The following is an 18,725-nucleotide window of genomic DNA, read 5'->3' on the forward strand; positions in this document are numbered from 1 at the left end:
AATTATGGAGTCACCCCTGAGGCTCGGGGCCGGAATTCAGGCTCTTCGCCGCTCGTCAGCGCTGCCCCTCAGCCGACGTCCCTGCCCACCGCCACGCCGTCCTCGACCACGAAAGGCCAGCTCAATCCGTTTTTGGTGAGCACCTGCGGGCGCAGCTCCTCGGGCAGGGCATAAGATTTATCAGCGTAGCCGAGCAGGTACTCGTCGAAGGCGGGCAGGCGGTAGGTCGCGGCGAGGGCGGCCTCGAGCTCTTCGGCGGTCACCGCCTCCTGCCACGCGCCCAGCCAGTAGGTCTCCCCGCCGGCGGAGACCTCGAGGACGTCTTCCGCCGCGTCGAGCCCGGCCCGCAGCACGCGCGATCCCAGGCCGGTCCACCAGACCAGGTCCTTCATCGTCGCCGGGCCGTGGGAGTGCAGATAGCGGGTCAGCAGCAGACCCAGCGCCTGATCGGGGTCGGGGTCGTTCTGGGCGACGCGCAGGGCGTCCAGGTGCAGGAAAGTTTCCGTCTTGCCTTGCCGGGGGCCTTGGACGACGTCGCCTTCGCGGCCGAAGGTCCGGATCAGGTACGGCCCTCGCCCGTCCGTCGGATCGACCCCGGCGGCGGCGAAGGTCTGATAGACGGCGGGGCGGGTGAGCGGGCCGTCGGCAAGCAGGGCGTCATGCAGGGCTCGGCGGGCGGTGGCCACGTCCTCGGGACTGAGCCCGAGCGCCGCGAAACGGGTGGCGGTGGACCGGGCCACGCGCGGGTTGCCCAACCGCAGCATCCACCGGGCGTCGGCGGTGGGGATGAAATGTAAGGTGCCGCGCTGCGGCCAGCACCGGACGACCTCGTGCTCGGCCACGGCCTTGAGCACCGCCTCCTCCCCATACCCGGCGCGCAGGCCCAGGGCCCGAATCCCGGCGTCGTAGGTTTGTCCCTGCACCGCGCCCATCCAGCGGATGACCTCCGCGACGGTGCCGGGTCGTGGGCGGGCGGCGGTGGGGGCGAGTGCCTGGGCGATGAGGCGGCGGGCGCGCAGCTCAGCGGGGCGGGAGAGATCCATGCCGGCCAGGGTAGCCAGAAAGCAGCGGGGTTTATGCGGCCGGCGCCAACATTCGGGTGGCGCCGTCCATGACTTCCGTGGCCGAGTCGAAGGCGGGCAGCAAGGAGCGGTTGTGGGTGACCACGACCCCGGCCACGCCCGTCTCGTCGACGATCTCGCGCAGCAGCGCGATGATGGCGCGGGAATTCGCGGCGTCCAGCGCGGAGGTCGGCTCGTCGGCCAGCAGCACCTTCGGCGAGCCCATCAACGCCCGGGCGACGCCCACGCGTTGGCGCTGGCCGCCGGAGAGCTGGCTGACCTTGCGCGGGCCGTAACCGCCGAGCCCGACGCGCTCGAGCAGGTCGTCGGCGCGGCGGGCGCGTTCCCGCAGCGCCTTTCCGCGCAGGCCGCGGATGTGGTCGGTGATCAGCAGCTGGTCGCGCACCGACAACGCTCCCACCAGGTTGGGCTGTTGGAAGATGATGCCGACGTCGTCGCGGCGTACGGCGGTGCACTCGGGGTCGGCGGCGCCGTCGATGCGCGTGCCGTCGATCTCCACGAGTCCGCTGTCGGGGGCGGTCAGGCCGCCGGCGACGGCGAGCAGGGTGGATTTCCCGGAACCGGATTCTCCGACGATGGCGTGTAGTTCACCGGCGTCGACGGCCAGGTTGGCCCCGTCGAGGGCGGTGACGGTGCCCTCGCCGTCGGGGTAGCTGACGTAGACGTCGGAAATGTGCAGGACAGTCATGACAAGTTCTCCTTCGGGGAGTCTGCGAATCGGTTAGGCGGCGTTGAGGGCGGCGAGCGGGTCGATACGGGTGACGCGCCGGGTGGCGACGAGTGCGCCGATCAGGCCGAGGACGACGATGCCCAGGGCCGGGGCCAGGGTGGTGGAGAGATCGAGCTGGAAGGGCACGGCGGCGCCGGCGATCTGGCCCAGGCCGGCGCCGAGCACGGCGCCTGCGCCCGCACCGACGATGAGGATGGCGGCGGCCTGGCCCAGCGAGTCACGCAGCAGGTAGCGCGGGGAAGCGCCGAGGGCGCGCAGGACAGACAGGTCGCGCGTGCGCTGGATCGTCCACACCGTCAGGAAGGACACGGTGACCAGGGCGCTGATGGCGTAGAGGAAGACCTGCATGAGCAGCAGGGAGCTGTTCTCCGACTGGTAGGCGGGCAGGGCGTTGAACGCGCCGGTCATGGTCAGCGCGTCGGTACCGTTGGCGGCGGAGGCCTGCTCCCACTCCTCGCCGGCGAGGGAGCCGGTGAGCATGATCGCGGAGCCGACGACGTCGTCCGCGGCGTGGGCGATCTCGCGCCAGGTGTCGGTAGCGACCCAGAGCACGGGGGAATGCGAGTAGTACTCGTCTGCGGCGGTGGCGGTGACGTCCACGTCCTGGCCCGCGAGGGTGACGGTCGCGCCGGGGGCGGCGGCGTACTCCTCGGCGAGCTCTTCGCTGACGACGGCGCCGTCTGCGGGGACGGTCTGGCCGTCGGGCAGCGTCATGCCGGCCGGGACGCCCAAGACCGCAACGGAGGTGGTCGCCTGCGTGGCGTCCATGACCGTCTGGGCGGCGCCCAGCGGGATGGCCTCGTCGACGCCGGTGGCCGCGGACCACGCGGCGACGTCGTCGGCGGTGACGGTGGAGGCGGTGAAGGTGTGCTCTCCGTCGGCTTCGGCCAGGGCGAAGCGGTCGGGGCCCAGTGCCTCGAGGGCGGAGGTGTTTTGCTTGCCCAGTCCGCCGGTGAGCCCGGAGAGCATGACGACGAGCAGGGTGATCAGGCCCACGACGGTGGCCACCAGGGTGAAGCGGCCGCGGGCGGAGGCGATGTCTCTCAGTGCTAGGAACATGATGTTGATCCTGCTGTCCCGTGGGCCGAAAACAATCGACTGGCGAGGTGAACCTGCGATCAACCGGTCGGTTGATTACGGGCGCCGAAAGGCTGGCTACCGTGGGGGAGTGTGAATGCTCCTTCTTCCCTGTCGCAGTTGTTGGCCTCCCTGCGCGTCGGTCTGCACGTGCTGTTTGCCGGGCTGTTGGCCGTCGCAGTGGCGGGGGCGGGCGGCGCCGGGAACCTGACGGCGGCCGTCGCGGTGCTGGTCGCCCTGTTGGCGGGGGTGTATCTCGCCGGCACGGTCGCGGAGGCGCGCGGCGTATCCACGGCGTCGTCGCCGTGGGCGCCGGCCTGGTTGGCGGTGGTGCTGGCGGTGTGGGCCGGGCTGGTGGCGCTGTCGGCGGAGTTCATCTGGCTGTTGTTCCCGCTGGTCTTTTTGATTCTGCATGTGCTGCCCTGGGCGGCGGGGCTGGTGGTCGTGGCCGTGGCCTTCGCCGTGGCGACGGTGCTGCCGGTGACAGTGGGACACACGGCGGCGACGGTCGGCGGGTTTCTGGGCCCGGCGATCGGCACGCTGGCCGCGGTGGCGGGATACCTCGTCTACACCTCGCTGCGCGCGGAGGCCGAGGGGCAGCGCCGCATCGCGGAGACGTTGCGCGCCACGCAGGCGCAGCTGTCCACCGCCCAGCACGAGGCCGGCCGGCTCGCCGAACGCGAGCGCCTTGCCCGCGAGATCCACGACACCCTGGCGCAGGGGTTGAGTTCGATCCTGTTGCTCTCGCGCGCGGCGGAGAAGTCGCTGGCCTCAGACGACGGCGCCGCGACGGGGGAGCAGGTGCGCGCGATCGGCGGGGCGGGGCGGACAATCTGGCGGAGGCCCGCCGGTTCGTCGCGGGGCTGAGCTCCCCGGCGCTGCTCGATTCAGTGCCGGACGCGCTGGGGGCGTTCATCGATAAGGAACGGACGCGGCTGCGCGCGCTGGGGCAGGAGACGAACGTGCAGCTGGCGTATACCGGGCAGGCGCAGCGCCAGGTGCCGGAAGACGTCGCGGCGGCCGTGGTGCGGGTGGTGCAGGAGGCCCTGGCCAACGCGCTGCGGCACGCGGACGCGGCCAACGTGGTGGTCACCTACGGGGTGTGGCCGGACGCGGTGACCGTCGACGTCGTCGACGACGGCCGCGGCTTCGACCCGGCGCGAAGCGGCGACGGGTTCGGGTTGCCGGGGCTGCAGGCCCGGGTGGACGAGCTTGGCGGGGTGTTGTCGGTCGAGTCCCGGCCCGGTGACGGTGCGGCCATCGCCGCGCGTCTGCCCATCGATTAAAAGGAGACTGTGATGATCAATGTGATGCTCATCGACGACCACCCGGTCGTCCGCGCGGGCCTGCGCTCGATTCTGGATTCTTTCGACGAGATCACCGTCGTGGGGGAGGGCTCCGACGGTTCGGCGGTGGACGAGCTGCCGCCGGGCGTGGACGTGGTGGTGTGCGATTTGCAGATGCCCGGGGTCGACGGGGTGGCGGCCACCCGGCGGCTGCAGGAGGCGGGCGGGCCGCCGGTGCTGGTGCTGACGACTTTCGACACCCAGGCGGGCATCGTCGCCGCCTTGGAGGCCGGCGCTGTGGGGTATCTGCTCAAGGACGCCCCGGAGGAGCGGCTGCGGGAGGCGGTGGTGGCGACGGCCGCGGGGCAGCGCACCCTGGCCCCGGAGGTGGCGGCGGCGCTGGCGGAGCGGGTGACCCGGCCGCGGGAGGCGCTCAGCTCACGTGAGATCGAGTTGTTGCAGGCGTTGGCCTCGGGGGCGTCGAACCGGGAGTTGGCGGCGCAGCTGTTTATTTCGGAGGCGACGGTCAAGACGCATCTGATTCACATCTATCAGAAGCTGGGGGTGGACAACCGGACGGCGGCGGTGACCGTGGCCCGGGAGCAGAGGCTGATTTAGCCCCGCACTTTATTGAAACTTAAAGTGATAGACTGGGCGGCGAACCCACCTCAAAGGAGACTGCCTTGGCCCACCACACCACCCTGATCATCGGCGGCGGACAATCCGGCCTGGCCACAGCCTATTACCTGCTGGCCGCCGGCGTGGACGTCCTCGTCCTGGACAACGGCGTCGCCCCCGGCGGCGCCTGGAACCACCGCGCCGACAGCCTCAGACTGTTGTCGCCGGCCGAGTACTCCTCCCTGCCCGGCATGGCCATGCCGCCCATCCCCGGCCAGCTCCGGCCCGCGCACATCGTGGAATACCTCACCAACTACGAAGGACTGTTCGACGTCCCCGTCCAGCGCCCCGTCCGCGTCACCGACGTCACCCACGACGGCACGGTCTTCCACGTCGCGGCCGACCGCGGCGACTGGAGCGCAGAGCACGTGGTCATGGCCACCGGCACCTGGTCCACCCCGTTCGTCGCCGACTACCCCGGCACGATCCTCGGCCAATTCTGGCACTCAGCCAACTACCCCGGCCCAGAGACCTTCCGCGACACCGACGTCGCCGTCATCGGCGCCGGCAACTCCGGCGCCCAACTCGTCGCGGAACTCTCCGAGATCGCCGACGTCACCTGGCTGACCCGCCACGAACCCCGCTACCTGCCCGAAGAGATCGACGGCGCCGAACTGCACCGCCGCCTCACCGCCGGCGAAGACCTCAGCGCGCTCGGCGACGTCGTGCGCACCCCGCAGATCGCCCGGGCGCGCGCCGAGGGCCGAATGACCACCACGCGGCCACCCGCCTCACTCGGCGATCTCACGGTCAACCACTTCATCTGGGCGACCGGTTACAAACCCGCGCTCGGCCCGGCCCGCGGGCTCCTCGACGACGAGCTGCGGCCCACCGTCGACGGGCTGCACCTGGTCGGCTACGGCGCCATTACCGGCGTCGGCTCCGACACCCTCGCCGGGGTCGGCCGTCACGCACAACAGACGGCGCGGACGATCACCCGCGCCGTCGACAAGCGTCAACGGCGCTAACTACTCCGGCACGCCGTCATGGCTGTCCGTGCCCGGCTGGCTCGTGACCGTGGTCAACAGGAACACGCTGTCCTCCTGCGCGGTGACCGAATGGCGGAAATGCGTCAGCTCCACCAGCTCACCGGCGGTGATCTCCGTGTCCTCCTGCGCCGTCACCGTGAGCGTGCCGGTGAACAACAACAACGAGGCGGCCGGCGGAGAATTATGCTCCGCCATCTGACCGCCCTTCGTCAGGGCAATGACCGTCTGCCGCAACGGGCCATCATTGACCACCAGCTTGGCGTAGCGGCCGCGCTCGTCGGCACGCGCGTTCTCGAGGGCTTCCGTGATCTTTTTCTCCAGGTTCTTCATACTCGCCAGGCTACCGAGATTCCTCGACCAGCACCCCGTACAAACGGTCGAACTCCTCCCGAATGCCCCGGTAATGCTCCTCGCGCCCCGCAACCGGGCCATAAGGATCACCGAACGGCGGGGTGGCGCGCTCCCCGCCCGGATCAATGACGTCCAGGGCGATCAACGCCGTGCCCCGCAACGTCGCCCGCTTCATCGCCAACGGAACCACCGGCGTCCGCAACGTGTCCGCCAACACCTGCAACCACGCCGGATGCTCGCTGGTCACCCGCCCCGAGGCGATCACCCGGTCCGCTGACACCCCCAACGTCTCCAGCTCCTCCGCGATACGCCCATACGACAACGCCAACCCCTCCACCGTGGCCCGCCACATATCCAGCACCGACGTGTCATCGCTGACGCGCGCGAACGCCGCCCGCGCATTCGCCGCCCACCCGGTGGCCCGCTCCCCGGAGAAAAACGGCAACACGAACGGGGTGTCGTCGTCCGGCTCCGCCGCCAACGCCTCCGCCAGCTCCTCGTGCTCCACCGGGGCCAACGTGCGCTCCAGCCAGGCCACCGCCCGGCCGACGTCATTGAGCGCGCCGCCCACGATGCACGACGACGCCGACAACCGGTAACACCACAACCCCGCCGGCACCCGCTCCGGAATCTCCGGCAGCACCACCCGCATCGCCCCCGACGTCGCCGCCGCCACCGCCACCGTGTTCTCGTCCACCGCGCCGGGCCCGATATTCGACGGCCACCCGTCCGGGATCGCATGGAACCACGGCACCCCGTTGAGCCGCTTCCACCCCGTAGCCTCCGGATAGGCCGGCTCGTCCGGATCGAACAACGGCTGAATCACATGCTTGTCCACCCCGACTGCATCCAGGATCTCCACGTCCGGCTCCCCGGTCCGCAGATTCACGATGCCCGACCACGCCGCCGTCGACGTCGCCACGCCACGGATCCCCGCCAGCTGGAAGTAGACGTACTCGCCGATCGTCATCACCACATCCGTCTTCGCCAGCAGCTCCGGATGCTCCTCGCGCAGCCACGCCAGGCGCGCCGGGTGGTAGGAGGTGTGGAAACGCACCCCGGTGCGGGCGTGGTATTCCTGCTCGTCCAGCTCCTCGCGCAGCGTGCCGACGTAGGGGGCGCAGCGCGAATCCGCGTAGGTCACACAGCGGGTCAGCGCCTTGCCCTTCCGGCTGACCAGGATCAGCGAGGAGGCGAAGGAGTCCATGATCACGGCGCTGACCTCGAGCTTATTCTCCTTGACGAAGGCCACCACCCCGTCGATGACCTCACGGCATTCGTCGACGACCTGATCGGCGTCGATCGCGGACGTGCCGTCGATGCCGGTGCTGAACTCATGGGCGATGCGCTGCTTCGAGCCTTTGACGGGGCGCCCGGAGGCGTCGTAAAGCCCGCCGCGCGAGGCCGTGGACCCGACGTCGATGCCCAACACATATGGCCCCCGTGCCTGATCCAGGGGGATCGACATGGTCGGGATTTTCTTGGTTTCTTTCACGGTGGTCTCCCTCGGCGGACGACGGCGGCATCTCTTGGCCGTCGAGTCTAATTAGGCGTCGGAGACCGTGAAGCGCCTACCGCGATGCGCAGGGGATTCGATCTCATCGAGGATCGCCGCAGCCATGGTCCCGGTGCTGGTGTGCGAGTCGCCGTCAGCGGCCAACAGGATCTCGTCCATGCCCAACTTCGGCGCGGTGGCCTCCCCCGGGGAAAACTGCGCCTGCGGCGACACCCCGGTCCAGTCGACGTCGTCGACGCCACGCAAATACTCCAGTTGGGCGAGCTGGTTCTCCGGGATGGCGATCCAGTGCTCGGAGCCGGGCACCTTCCGGATCTCCTCGAGGAACAGCCCGCCCCGGTGCGTCAGGGAACCGGCGCCGAGGATGAAGATCAGGCGCGGAGAGTTCGGCCCGAGTTCCCGGGCCAGGGCGATGAGGTTCTCGGTGACCTCGAGATGCTGCCCGGCGTGTGCCGGGGCGACGCCGAAGGCGTTGACCACCGCGTCGAGGCCGACGACGTCGTCGGAGGTCATGGTCAGGGCGTCGATCACGTGGACCTCCACGTCACCGAGGTCGCGGGCGCGCTCGGCGTCGCGCACCAGGGCCGTGACGTCGTGGCCGCGGCCTAAAGCCTCGGCGGTGACGGCCGAGCCCGCCTTACCGGTGGCGCCGATGATTCCGATCTGCATGCTCATGGCTATGAGTCCTTTCGTTGCGTGCCTCGTGGCAGACGCCCCACGGTAGCGGGCGCCGCGCCGAGGCGGAGCCCTACGCCCCGGCCATGCTGCGCAGGATCAGGGCCAGCTCCGTCACCCCGAAGAGCACCATGCACGCGGTCACCACCGCCACCGGGACGATATTCGGCGTCATCGCCTCCCCCGCGATCCCCCACGCCCCGCGCTCATACCGCGGCCGCCCATCCAGCACGATGACCAAGGCCAAGCCGAACATCAACGTGGCCAGCACCAGAATCACCGCCGGGAATTCCGCGGACCAGCGCACCATCGTCGCCGCCACCACCATCAACGACAACGACGTGCGCGTCCAGCTCAACGACGTCCGCTCCGGTTGCAGACCAGGGTCCTCGTGCAGGCCGCGGGAAAGTCGCCGGTCCGTCACAGCGCGACGCCCACCAGCACCATCAACGCGGCGAAGACGCCGGCCAGCCCCAGCAACGGCACGATCCCCGGCACCGGCAGCGCCTTGCCGCGACGCATCGCCTTCTCCACGTTCAACCAGCGCAACGCCGCCCCGGCCGCGATCAGGATGCCGACGACGAGCATCGCCACCGCGATCCATGACTGCAGGTGCGGGTTCAGGCGTTCGATGTCGAAGGCCTCCAGCGCGATGCCCGCCGCCAGAAAAGCCAGCGACGTGCGCGTCCACGCCAGGAAAGTGCGCTCGTTGGCGAGCGTGAACCGAGGGTCCGGCTCCTGCCCGTCCGGGAAGGTCACCCGGGCGAGCCATCCCCGCTGATCCGCGCCCTCGTCCTCTCCACTGTCGTTCATGCCGTCGACCCTAATGGAATTCTCACCCCGCCACGGCGGCGCCGAGCATGGGGAGCACCACGACCGCGGCCGTCAGAATGACCACCCCGGTGGCGGCCCGCCGCAGCGGCCGCGGAAGCAGGTGGGCGAGCCACGCGCCGAGCACCGCGCCCAGGGTGTTGAACAACAGATCGTCCACGTCCGAATACCCCAGCGCGAAGACGTACTGGGCCACCTCCACCGCGAGGCTGAGCAACAGACCGACCACCCCGCCGTACGACACCGTCCGCCACAGGCGCGGCTTGCGGCCCGGCCGCCGGAAGAAGAGGTCGCGCACGAACACCGCCATCACCCCCACCGGAATGAACAAGGCCACGTTGCCCAGGGTGTTCAACCACGGCGCCCACCAGGTCGTCGGCTCCACGAACCCTTCAAACAGCATGAAATCCAGGCTGCGGCGCCGATGCACGGAGGCGTCCCACAGGCCACCGACCTCGACGAGCGCCTTGCCCATGGTCACAGCGGCGACCATCGCCAAGGTCGCCAGAGCCGCGACGACGGTCGCCGTCCTCGCCAGAACTCGGGGTCCCGGGCCTCGTCGCATGCGCGCCTCCTTAGGCCGGACGTGGCTACAGTTGGGGTCATGGGCCATTCCATCATCATCCGCGATCAGAACGGGTCACGCACCGCGCGACTCGAAGAAACCCACGACATTTTCGGGGACGGGGACCTGGAGGTCGCAGTCTCCCACTCTTCGTTGAACTACAAGGACGCGATGGCGCTCGACGGGAACCCGGGCGTCGTGCGCACCACCCCGCTGGTGCCCGGCATCGACGCCGTCGGCGTCAGCGACGGCCAGCTGATCACCGTCAACGGCGCCGGCCTCGGCGAGCGCCGCCACGGCGGCTACACCCCGCACCTGCGCGTCGACTCCGCCGTCGCGGTCACCGTGCCGGAGCGTTTCACCGCGGCGGAGGCGGCGGCCATCGGCACCGCCGGCTACACCGCCGCGCTCAGCGTCGACGCCCTCCGCTCCCAGCACGTGTCGCCGGACAGCGGAGAAATCCTGGTCACCGGCGCCACCGGCGGCGTCGGCTCCGTGGCGTTGCACCTGCTCCACCGGCTCGGCTACACCACCGTCGCGCTGACCGGCCGACGCGAAGAGCACGGCGATTACTTGCGCGGGCTCGGCGCCGCCGACGTCGTCGACCGCGCCGAGTACGCCGAACCCGGCAAGCCGCTGCAGCGCGGCCGGTGGGCCGGGGTCGTCGACACGCTCGGGTCGCACACGCTGGTCAATGCGCTGGCACAGACGCAGTGGGGCGGGGCGGTCACCGCCTGCGGCATGGCGCAGGGCACCGACGTGTCCGCGTCGGTGATGCCGTTCATCCTGCGCGGCGTGCGACTGATCGGCATCAACTCCGTCGACGCCCCTTTGCCGCTGCGGCAACGCGCCTGGGATCTCCTCGCCGCCGAACTGGACCTCGACGTGCTGGCGTCCATGACGGAGGAGATCACCCTCGACCAGGTCATCGACGCCGGCGCCGAGCTGCTCGCCGGCAAGCGGCTCGGACGCACCGTGGTCAAGGTGCAGTGATCTCCCCGGGCCGGGTTACTTCACCACCAGGTTGACCATGCGGCCCGGGACCACGATCTGCTTGACCAGGTTCTTGCCCTCGACCAGCGCGGCGACCTTCTCGTCGGCGAGCGCGACCGCCACCACGTCGTCCTGGCCGGCGTCGGCGGGCACCATGATGCGGGCCTTGACCTTGCCGTTGACCTGGACGGGCAGCTCGATCTCGTCGTCGACCAGCCACGCCTCGTCGAAGGTCGGGAACGCGGTGAAGGTGATCGTCTCGTCGTGGCCCAGCTTCGACCACAGCTCCTCCGCGATGTGCGGCGCCAGCGGGGAGACCATGACCACCAGCGGCTCGACGGCCGCCAGCGGAACGTCGTTCGGGTACGTCTTGGTCAGGTAGTTGACGTACTCGATGAGCTTGGCCACCACCGTGTTGTCGCGCAGGTTTGCGTAGTCGTCGCGCACCCCCGCGATGGTGCGGTGCAGCTGCTTGTTGTCCTCGTCGGTGAGCTCGGCGTCGACGGTGTAGACCTCACCGGTGTCCTCGTCGACCACCAGGCGCCACAGGCGCTGCAGGAAACGGTGCGCGCCCACGACGTCCTTCGTCGCCCACGGGCGCGAGGTGTCCAGCGGGCCCATCGACATCTCGTAGACGCGCAGGGTGTCCGCGCCGAAGTCGCGCACGATGTCGTCCGGGGCGACCGCGTTCTTCAGCGACTTGCCCATCTTGCCGTACTCCTGGGTCACCTCTTCGTCGCCGTGGAAGAACTTTCCGTCACGTTCCTCGACCTCTTCGGCGGGGACGTAGACGCCGCGGGCGTCGGTGTAGGCGTAGGCCTGGATGTAGCCCTGGTTGTACAGGCGGCGGTAGGGCTCCTTGCTGCTCACGTGGCCGAGGTCGTAGAGGACCTTGTGCCAGAAGCGCGAGTACAGCAGGTGCAGCACGGCGTGCTCGACGCCGCCGACGTAGAGGTCCACGCCACCGGGGTCGTCGGCGCCGTGCTTCTCCGGCTGCGGGCCGGTCCAGTAGCGCTCGTTGTCCAGGTCGACGAACTTCTCGTCGTTGGTCGGGTCCACGTAACGCAGCTGGTACCAGGAGGAGCCGGCCCACTGGGGCATGACGTTGGTGTCGCGGGTGTAGGTGCGCGGGCCGTCGCCCAGGTCGAGTTCGACATTGACCCAGTCGGTGACCTTGGCCAGCGGCGGCTGCGGCTCACTGTCGGCGTCGTTCGGGTCGTGGGCGGCCGGGGCGTAGTCGTCGACCTCGGGCAGCTCGACCGGCAGCATCTCCTCCGGCAGCGCGTGGGCGACGCCGTTGTCGTCGTAGACGATGGGGAAGGGCTCGCCCCAGTAGCGCTGGCGGGCGAACAGCCAGTCGCGCAGCTTGTACTGGATCTTCTCGGCGCCGCGCTCGTTGTCCACCAGCCACGCGATCGTGGCGGCGATGGCCTCGTCCTTGCCCAGGCCGTTGAGTCCCAGGCCGGAGTCGTTGGCGGAGTTGATGTGGGCGGCGTCGCCCAGGAAAGCCTGCTCGGAGACGTCGCCGTCGAGGACCGGGAGGATCTCGACGCCGAAGGCGGTGGCGAACTCGTAGTCGCGCTCGTCGTGGGCGGGCACGGCCATCAGCGCGCCGGTACCGTAACCGGCCAACACGTAGTCGGCGGCGAAGATCGGGATCTGCGCGCCGTTGACGGGATTCGTGGCGTAGGTGCCCAAAAAGACGCCGGTCTTGTCCTTGTTCTCCTGGCGTTCCACGTCGGACTTGGCGGCGATGTCGCGGCGGTAGGCGGCCAGCGCCTCCTGCGGGGAGGCGGCGCCGTAGGTCCAGCGCTGATCGACGTCCGCGGCGTAGGGCTCATCGGAGACCAGTTCCGCGGCGAGCTCCGCCTCGGGCGCGATCGCCATGTAGGTGGCGCCGAACAAGGTGTCGGCGCGGGTGGTGAACACGCGGATGGTGGTCTCCCCGGCGGTGAAATCCACCTCGGCGCCGCGGGATCGCCCGATCCAGTTGCGCTGCATGCTCTTGACCTTCTCCGGCCAGTCGAGCAGCTCGAGGTCGTCGAGCAGCCGGTCCGAGTAGGCGGTGATGCGCATCATCCACTGGCTCAGGCGCTTGCGGAAGACCGGGAAGTTTCCGCGCTCGGAACGGCCGTCGGCGGTGACCTCCTCGTTGGCCAGGACGGTGCCCAGGCCCGGGCACCAGTTGACCATCGAGTTGGAGCGGTAGACCAGGCGGAACTCGTCGACGGCCTCTTGCTTGGCCACGTCATCGAGGTCGGCGTAGACGCGGCCGTCCTTCGTGGTGCGGGCGCCGGACTCCAGGTCGGCGATCAGCTCGGCGATGGGGCGGGCCTTCTGCTGATCCTCGTCGAACCAGGAGTTGTAGATCTGCAGGAAGATCCACTGCGTCCACTTGTAGAACTCCGGGTCCGTCGTCGCCACGGAGCGGCGCCGGTCGTGGCCCAGGCCCAGGGAGCCGAGCTGGCGGCGCATGTTCTCGATGTTGTTCATCGTGGTCGTGCGCGGGTGGGTGCCCGTCTGGATGGCGTACTGCTCGGCGGGCAGGCCGAAGGCGTCGTAGCCCAGGGTGTGCAGCACGTTCTTGCCCAGCATGCGGTGGTAACGGGCGAAGACGTCGGTGGCGATGTAGCCCAGCGGGTGGCCGACGTGCAGGCCCGCTCCCGACGGATAGGGGAACATATCCTGCACGAAGAGCTTGTCCTCCGGCAGCTGCTGGCCATCAGCCGGGGCCAGGTCACCGACGGGGTTGGGCGCGTTGAAGGTGTCCTTGTCGTTCCAGTACCGCTGCCACGTGGTCTCGATCTCGTTCGCCTTCGCCGCGTTATAGCGGTGGGCGGGGGTTTCGCTCGGCGTCGTCATGCTTGGGAAGTCTAGTAGGCCCCACGACCCGGGGCGGGGATGGGCTGGGCGGGCGTGGGGTCGGGGCGCTGGTGCCGGGGTGTTCCTTCGACCAGACACATCGCCCTAAAAGTGTCGATGTCAGGGCGATGTGTCTGGTCGAAGGAACGGCTGCAGGGTTGATCCGTGGTTTAGGCCTGGCGATGGATGAGTCCCTCCTTTCCGAACCAGGGGCGGCGGCGGTAAGGCGGGACGACGAAGCCGGCCCCGTAGTCCTCCGGGGTGCGCAGCCTGCCGAAGGCGCTGGCGACGATCAGTTCAGCCAATATCGCAACGCCGACGACGATGGCACCCCAGCCGAGGACGACGGCCAGCGTGCCGCCGGTTTCGAAGAGGAAGAAGGCTCCGACGAAAAACCCCAGGGCGATCAGGGTCTGGAAGAAGATACGTGCAACGAGTCGCATGACGGGCTCCTTTCTGGTTGCACATTTAGTCTATGATTTCCCTCACTTATTAAGAAGGCTCCCCAGGTAACGATCTCCGCTCTTTTCGCCCGCCCCTGTTATCCTGAACCGCGCTTTCAGCGCAGCGACCATCCCAAAGAAAAGGACATCGACATGGGATTTTTTGACAGCATGATGGGCAACGCCGGAAACATGGACCCGCAGGACGTGGTGAATAAGCTGGCCGAGGATCGGGTGCTCATCGACGGCGAGCGCGTGGTCAAGGCCTTCAACCTCTTCCGCGATTTCGTGGTGTTCACCGATTGGCGGATCATCTCCGTCGACGTGCAGGGGCTGACCGGCAAGAAGAAGTCCTACGAGACGCTGCCGTACTCGTCGATCAGCCGCTTCTCCGTGGAAACCGCCGGCACGATGGACATGGACAGCGAGATCGACATCTATGTCTCCTCGGCGACGACCCCGACCGTCGCACTCGAGATCCGCGATAACGAGGCACTTAAGGAGATCCAGAACCTGCTGGCCACGGCCCTGCGCAAGAGCTAAGTAGACAGCTTAGTCTGCATGGTGTAGAGTGATCGGCGGATCAGGAAGTTCGGCCCCACGCCCTTCGACGCGGCCGACTGGCAACCCGGGATTCGCCCTGTGGTGCCCTCGAAGGAAGATCCGCCCTGCGGCCACTCCGGTCCGGGGAAAGATCGCGAGTTTTCAGGAGTATCTCCATGACCGAAGACATCCACCAGCGCCATGCTGCCGTCCAGCCAATGCAGCTGCGCATGCTGCACTGCGGCTGCAAAATCTGCTCTCCCGGACACATCATCCACATGATCCAGGCCCGGGTATTCTCCAAGTGCCCGCCCGAAGACATTCACACCGCCCGCGTCACCGACGTCGGCCGCAACGAATTCACCGTCACCTACGACGGCAAGGAGCACCGCGCCTGGCACTCCTCGCACGCGGCGGTGGCGAAATTCTGTGCGGTGGCCACCAGCGAGAACGCCGTGGTGGCGAAGTTCAACCGGGGCAACATCCTCGCCGCCTACGACGGCACAGAGTCCGTCGGCCTCTCCTTGGCCTGGGACGACGACGCCCGCAGTCCTTGCGACGACAGCCCCGGCGGCCACGACGCCAACGGCGCCTCGCGGCGTGAAAACCGTGACCCGGACGCGTATTACGTCAGTACGCTGCACTGGGTGCTGCCGGCTGCTTAGATGGAGGCCATGATCCGCCCCACCCTGGCAATCGTCGCCGTCTCTGCTGCGTGTGCCCTCGTCGCCTGCGGCGAGCAGGAGACGCAGGCGACGGGAGAAGCGCCCGACACCACCGCCGCAGTCGGGCCGTCGACCAGCACGGTGGTGTCCACCTCCGTGGTCACGGTTACGGAAAACGCCCCGGCGGAGAACACGGAGCCGACCGTGAGCGACCCGACCACGACGGCGGCCCCTGCCGGGCCCTCGGTGGAGGAGCGCTGCGAGCTGGGTCGGTTGACCTCCGACATCGACACCCCGGAGCTGGACGTGGTGTCCTACTGCGACGGGGAGTGGGCGAAGATCGGCAAGAACCAGACCGACTGGATCGTGCGCATACACTGGGACGGTTCCCGCTGGGTTCAGCCGGAGTTCGACGGCGAGAAGCGCATGGGCATGACCCAGGGCTGTTACCTGCGGGAATCTTTCGCCGACATCGGCCTGCCGCCCGCAGAGCTCACCACCCCCTATTGCGAGGCAGGCGACGTCATCTACTGACCGGGCGGGGGTGATGATTCGATTATAGATTCCTCTGTCCGCGGCGAACCCCCACCACCGCGCTTTAAGATCAAGGCATGAAACCCGTGCCCGTTTTCTGCGTCAGCGCCCTCGCCTCGCTGAGCCTGGTGGGCTGCACCATCGGCGACGGCGCGACTGACGCGGCACCGACTACGGCGGAGGAATCCGTGGCCGAACCAGCACCGTCGGAGACACAGGCCCCGCCGCCGACGTCCGCGCCCCAGCTGGAGCAGACGCGCGCGCCGGAGACCACGGACGTGGCCTCCGCCGAGCGCTGCGACACGCCCTTCATCGCCGAGGCCATCGGTGAGCCGCAGAACGCGGACCGGTTGATCCAGTTCTTCTGCGACGGACAGTGGGCGCACGTGGGCCTGGAACAAACCGGCATCGAGAGCTTCTTGGTCTGGGACGGCGGCGTCTGGACATGGCTGGAATCCGACGGGCACTTCGCCGGAGTCGGACTCACGGTGGACTGCCACCTGCCGGAGACCGTCAACGCCCACGCCCCGGTCCCCGAGGAGATCGAAGAGGCCGTGTACTACTGCGGCCCCGACGACGTCCTGTACTGAGCGGCTAGCCCTCCAGGCGGGTGAAGCCGATGGTGTGATCCGTGGTGAACTCCTGGATCGCCCACTCACCGTTAAACCGACCGATACCCGAGTTACGCTCACCACCAAACGCGATATGCGCCTCATCTTGCACCGGCATCTCGTTGACATAGGTCATCCCGGCCGCAAACGCCTGCGCCACCCGGGCCCCACGATCCAGATCCTGGGTAAAGATCGAACTCGACAACCCGAACTCATGATCATTGGCAATACGAACCGCATCCGCCTCATCCGCGGCCTTGATCACGCTGACCAACGGACCAAACAACTCTTCTTGCGCCAACTCCGAATCCGGATCCACATCCGCAAACACATGCGGCGGCACGACACGCCCTTCGATCTCGCCGGAAGCCACGATCCGTACCCCGTCAGCCTGGGCCTGATCGATGCGCTCGATGTGGTTGTTCAGCTGCGAGTCGTTGATCACCGGGCCGACCAGCACCCCGTCCCCGGCCGGATCCCCGTAAGCCACCTGGGAGGCCGCGGCGGCGAACTTCTCGACGAACTCGTCGTAGACGCTCGCGTCCACGATGATGCGGTTGACCGCCATACAAATCTGCCCCGAATGCAGGAACGTACCGACCACGGCCTGGCCAACGGCGGCGTCGATGTCGGCGTCGTCGAGGACCACCAGCGGGGCGTTGCCGCCGAGCTCCAACGACACCGGCTTGATGTGCTGGCCACCCAACGCCTTCGCCCCCACACCGCGGCCGACCGGGGTGGAACCGGTAAACGAAATCAACGATGGAACCTCGTGTTCGACGAAGTAGTCGCCGATGGTGGAACCACGCCCGGCGACCACGTTGAGAACCCCGGCGGGCAGGCCGGCGTCTTCGAAGATCTTCGCGATCAACAACCCGCCGGTGACCGGGGTATCGGTCGCGGGTTTGAGCACCACGGCGTTACCCAGCGCCAGGGCCGGTGCCACCGAGCGCTGCGAGAGGTGCAGCGGGAAGTTCCAGGGGCTGATCACCCCGACCACACCGAGTGGTTTGCGGTAGACGCGTACTTCCTTGTTGGGGGTGTTCGACGGGAAGATTTGACCGGTCATCCGTGCCGGGAAGGTCGCGGCCTCGCGGGTGATCGCGATCGCCAGGCTGACTTCCTTGTTGGCTTTGATCGCGGTGGAGCCGGATTCGGTGATCAGCCAGTCGACGATCTCCTCGCGGCGCTCGGCGAGTAGTTCCGCGGCACGCGCGATGACCTTGGAACGCTTGTTCGGGGTCAGCCCCGCCCACTCGCGTTGTGCCGTACGTGCGGAGGCGTACGCCTTATCGACGTCGTTTGTTGATGCGCCCTGCAGCGTGACGATGGTCTCGTCGGTGTACGGGTTGACGTCGACGATCTCTGCGGTGTCAGAGCCGGCGGCGGGCGCGCCGTCGATGTAGACGCCGAGCAAATCCATGCCGGCAAAAGTGGCGGTGGTGGTCATCGTGCAAGTCTCCTTAAGCGTTCCGTGAGCTCGGGAAGACATCTCCCCGGCCTTTCGGGCAAGTATGCCAACGAGGGTCACGGCCGTGCCGTAGGCGCTGGTAGAGAGGTCGCAGAGGGGTAAAGGGTCGGGGTCGCTAGTCTTGCTGCGCTTGGCCCTCGAGTTCGCGCACCTTCGCACGCAGCGCCTTCTCCCGTTCCCAGCGCTTGCCCACGTCCCGCAGGATCGCGGCGATGCCCTCGATCTCCCCGGCGTCGTCTTTGAGCATGACGATGGAAAATTCCAGGGACACCCGCTCACCGTTCGCCTTCACGCCCGGCGCGGAGAGCGGGTCGTGGCCGTAGCGGGTCCGGCCGCTGTCCATGACGCGATCCCAGCCGGTCCAGTGGGCGCCGCGGTGCTTCTCCGGGATGATCAGGTCCAAGGACTGGCCGATGGCGTGGTCCGCGGTGTGTCCGAAGAGGGTTTCCGCGGCGTCATTCCACAGCCGGATGGTGCCGGAGCGGTCGGCGTAGATGACGGCGTCGAGGGTGGAGTCGGCGACGATGCGGGCCGCGGTCTCCTGCCACGAAGCGTCGGAGGTGTGCTCGGTCATAGTGTTCTCCTTGGTCCGTCGGCGAATTCAGCCGACTCGTTTCGCCTGTTCGTCGCGCTCCAATAGGAGGAATAGCTGATTATGGGCGGCGGTGATCAACGCGGAGTATCGCCACCCGTCGGCGGCGTACTCGTTGAGGGCGGACTCGAGCGTCGCCCCCTCGAGTCGCCCGTCCACCAAAGCGTTGTCCATGTCCAGCACTTTGTATTCCATGCTTTGAGCCTAGCGACGGCGAAAGAGCGCTGCGAT

General features: G+C 68.3%; 23 protein-coding genes and 1 riboswitch. Of the genes, 9 read left to right on the forward strand and 14 right to left on the reverse strand.

Annotated elements, in window-relative coordinates; genetic code table 11:
- Positions 1-68: 68 nt before the first annotated feature.
- From B841_RS12695 to B841_RS12705, 3 genes are read right to left on the reverse strand one after another with little or no spacing between them, the layout of a single operon-like run.
- Positions 69-1,043: a winged helix DNA-binding domain-containing protein gene (locus tag B841_RS12695; protein ID WP_020936549.1), complete on the reverse strand. Its 975-nt coding sequence runs from the start codon at positions 1,041-1,043 to the stop codon at positions 69-71.
- A gap of 31 nt (positions 1,044-1,074) precedes the next feature.
- On the reverse strand, positions 1,075-1,770 hold the full coding sequence (locus tag B841_RS12700) for an ABC transporter ATP-binding protein (RefSeq protein ID WP_020936550.1): 696 nt from the start codon (positions 1,768-1,770) through the stop codon (positions 1,075-1,077).
- Between the two features lie 33 nt (positions 1,771-1,803).
- Positions 1,804-2,871, reverse strand: a complete 1,068-nt coding sequence (locus B841_RS12705; RefSeq protein WP_020936551.1) for an ABC transporter permease — start codon at positions 2,869-2,871, stop codon at positions 1,804-1,806.
- 111 nt (positions 2,872-2,982) lie between these two features.
- Here B841_RS12705 and B841_RS14195 point away from each other — a divergent pair, with 111 nt between their 5' ends.
- From B841_RS14195 to B841_RS12720, 4 genes are all read left to right on the forward strand, one after another.
- Positions 2,983-3,756 (forward strand): histidine kinase, encoded by a 774-nt coding sequence (locus B841_RS14195; protein WP_169466620.1) that lies wholly within the window; start codon positions 2,983-2,985, stop codon positions 3,754-3,756.
- A gap of 23 nt (positions 3,757-3,779) precedes the next feature.
- A complete protein-coding gene (locus B841_RS14015) occupies positions 3,780-4,175 on the forward strand; it encodes an ATP-binding protein (protein WP_052337775.1) in 396 nt (131 codons plus the stop codon).
- A 12-nt stretch (positions 4,176-4,187) separates the two neighbouring features.
- Positions 4,188-4,793: a response regulator gene (locus tag B841_RS12715; protein WP_020936552.1), complete on the forward strand. Its 606-nt coding sequence runs from the start codon at positions 4,188-4,190 to the stop codon at positions 4,791-4,793.
- A 65-nt stretch (positions 4,794-4,858) separates the two neighbouring features.
- On the forward strand, positions 4,859-5,821 hold the full coding sequence (locus B841_RS12720; protein ID WP_020936553.1) for a flavin-containing monooxygenase: 963 nt from the start codon (positions 4,859-4,861) through the stop codon (positions 5,819-5,821).
- On the opposite strand, the gene B841_RS12725 is transcribed toward B841_RS12720, so the two are convergent.
- The 6 genes from B841_RS12725 to B841_RS12750 all read right to left on the reverse strand — a co-directional run bounded on the left by B841_RS12725 (position 5,822) and on the right by B841_RS12750 (position 9,780).
- Positions 5,822-6,172 carry a cupin domain-containing protein gene (locus B841_RS12725; RefSeq protein WP_020936554.1) on the reverse strand — a complete coding sequence of 117 codons (351 nt, stop codon included), beginning with the start codon at positions 6,170-6,172 and terminating at the stop codon, positions 5,822-5,824.
- 10 nt (positions 6,173-6,182) lie between these two features.
- Positions 6,183-7,661 carry a gluconokinase gene (locus B841_RS12730; protein WP_041632410.1) on the reverse strand — a complete coding sequence of 493 codons (1,479 nt, stop codon included), beginning with the start codon at positions 7,659-7,661 and terminating at the stop codon, positions 6,183-6,185.
- Positions 7,662-7,739: 78 nt separating this feature from the next.
- Positions 7,740-8,384: an NAD(P)-dependent oxidoreductase gene (locus tag B841_RS12735; protein WP_020936556.1), complete on the reverse strand. Its 645-nt coding sequence runs from the start codon at positions 8,382-8,384 to the stop codon at positions 7,740-7,742.
- 73 nt (positions 8,385-8,457) lie between these two features.
- Positions 8,458-8,808 (reverse strand): DUF202 domain-containing protein, encoded by a 351-nt coding sequence (locus tag B841_RS12740; RefSeq protein WP_020936557.1) that lies wholly within the window; start codon positions 8,806-8,808, stop codon positions 8,458-8,460.
- On the reverse strand, positions 8,805-9,197 hold the full coding sequence (locus tag B841_RS12745; RefSeq protein ID WP_020936558.1) for a YidH family protein: 393 nt from the start codon (positions 9,195-9,197) through the stop codon (positions 8,805-8,807). The genes B841_RS12740 and B841_RS12745 overlap by 4 nt, the downstream gene beginning before the upstream one ends.
- Positions 9,198-9,219: 22 nt before the next feature.
- The gene (locus tag B841_RS12750; RefSeq protein WP_169466623.1) at positions 9,220-9,780 is read right to left on the reverse strand and encodes a VanZ family protein; all 561 of its coding nucleotides are present in this window, start codon (positions 9,778-9,780) and stop codon (positions 9,220-9,222) included.
- Between the two features lie 39 nt (positions 9,781-9,819).
- Here B841_RS12750 and B841_RS12755 point away from each other — a divergent pair, with 39 nt between their 5' ends.
- Complete coding sequence (locus tag B841_RS12755; protein ID WP_020936560.1) at positions 9,820-10,773, forward strand: acrylyl-CoA reductase family protein; 954 nt, start codon at positions 9,820-9,822, stop codon at positions 10,771-10,773.
- 15 nt (positions 10,774-10,788) lie between these two features.
- On the opposite strand, the gene leuS is transcribed toward B841_RS12755, so the two are convergent.
- Together leuS and B841_RS12765 are read right to left on the reverse strand one after the other, a co-directional pair.
- A complete protein-coding gene (gene leuS / locus B841_RS12760; protein ID WP_020936561.1) occupies positions 10,789-13,635 on the reverse strand; it encodes a leucine--tRNA ligase in 2,847 nt (948 codons plus the stop codon).
- 170 nt (positions 13,636-13,805) lie between these two features.
- A complete protein-coding gene (locus B841_RS12765) occupies positions 13,806-14,078 on the reverse strand; it encodes a hypothetical protein (RefSeq protein WP_020936562.1) in 273 nt (90 codons plus the stop codon).
- Positions 14,079-14,231: 153 nt separating this feature from the next.
- Here B841_RS12765 and B841_RS12770 point away from each other — a divergent pair, with 153 nt between their 5' ends.
- The 4 genes from B841_RS12770 to B841_RS12785 all read left to right on the forward strand — a co-directional run bounded on the left by B841_RS12770 (position 14,232) and on the right by B841_RS12785 (position 16,410).
- Positions 14,232-14,621, forward strand: a complete 390-nt coding sequence (locus B841_RS12770; RefSeq protein ID WP_020936563.1) for a PH domain-containing protein — start codon at positions 14,232-14,234, stop codon at positions 14,619-14,621.
- Positions 14,622-14,659: 38 nt separating this feature from the next.
- Positions 14,660-14,780: riboswitch (SAM riboswitch) on the forward strand.
- Positions 14,781-14,797: 17 nt separating this feature from the next.
- On the forward strand, positions 14,798-15,286 hold the full coding sequence (locus B841_RS12775; protein ID WP_020936564.1) for a hypothetical protein: 489 nt from the start codon (positions 14,798-14,800) through the stop codon (positions 15,284-15,286).
- Between the two features lie 9 nt (positions 15,287-15,295).
- Positions 15,296-15,820 carry a hypothetical protein gene (locus B841_RS12780; protein ID WP_020936565.1) on the forward strand — a complete coding sequence of 175 codons (525 nt, stop codon included), beginning with the start codon at positions 15,296-15,298 and terminating at the stop codon, positions 15,818-15,820.
- A gap of 77 nt (positions 15,821-15,897) precedes the next feature.
- The gene (locus B841_RS12785; protein ID WP_020936566.1) at positions 15,898-16,410 is read left to right on the forward strand and encodes a hypothetical protein; all 513 of its coding nucleotides are present in this window, start codon (positions 15,898-15,900) and stop codon (positions 16,408-16,410) included.
- A 4-nt stretch (positions 16,411-16,414) separates the two neighbouring features.
- Here B841_RS12785 and B841_RS12790 read toward each other — a convergent pair whose 3' ends face one another.
- From B841_RS12790 to B841_RS12800, 3 genes are all read right to left on the reverse strand, one after another.
- Positions 16,415-17,881 (reverse strand): aldehyde dehydrogenase family protein, encoded by a 1,467-nt coding sequence (locus B841_RS12790; RefSeq protein WP_020936567.1) that lies wholly within the window; start codon positions 17,879-17,881, stop codon positions 16,415-16,417.
- 136 nt (positions 17,882-18,017) lie between these two features.
- A complete protein-coding gene (locus B841_RS12795; protein ID WP_020936568.1) occupies positions 18,018-18,476 on the reverse strand; it encodes a PAS domain-containing protein in 459 nt (152 codons plus the stop codon).
- Between the two features lie 27 nt (positions 18,477-18,503).
- Positions 18,504-18,689, reverse strand: a complete 186-nt coding sequence (locus tag B841_RS12800; RefSeq protein ID WP_041631918.1) for a DUF4177 domain-containing protein — start codon at positions 18,687-18,689, stop codon at positions 18,504-18,506.
- Positions 18,690-18,725 lie beyond the last annotated feature (36 nt).

This window comes from Corynebacterium maris DSM 45190 (assembly GCF_000442645.1).
In the GTDB taxonomy this organism is placed as follows: Bacteria; Actinomycetota; Actinomycetes; order Mycobacteriales; family Mycobacteriaceae; genus Corynebacterium; species Corynebacterium maris.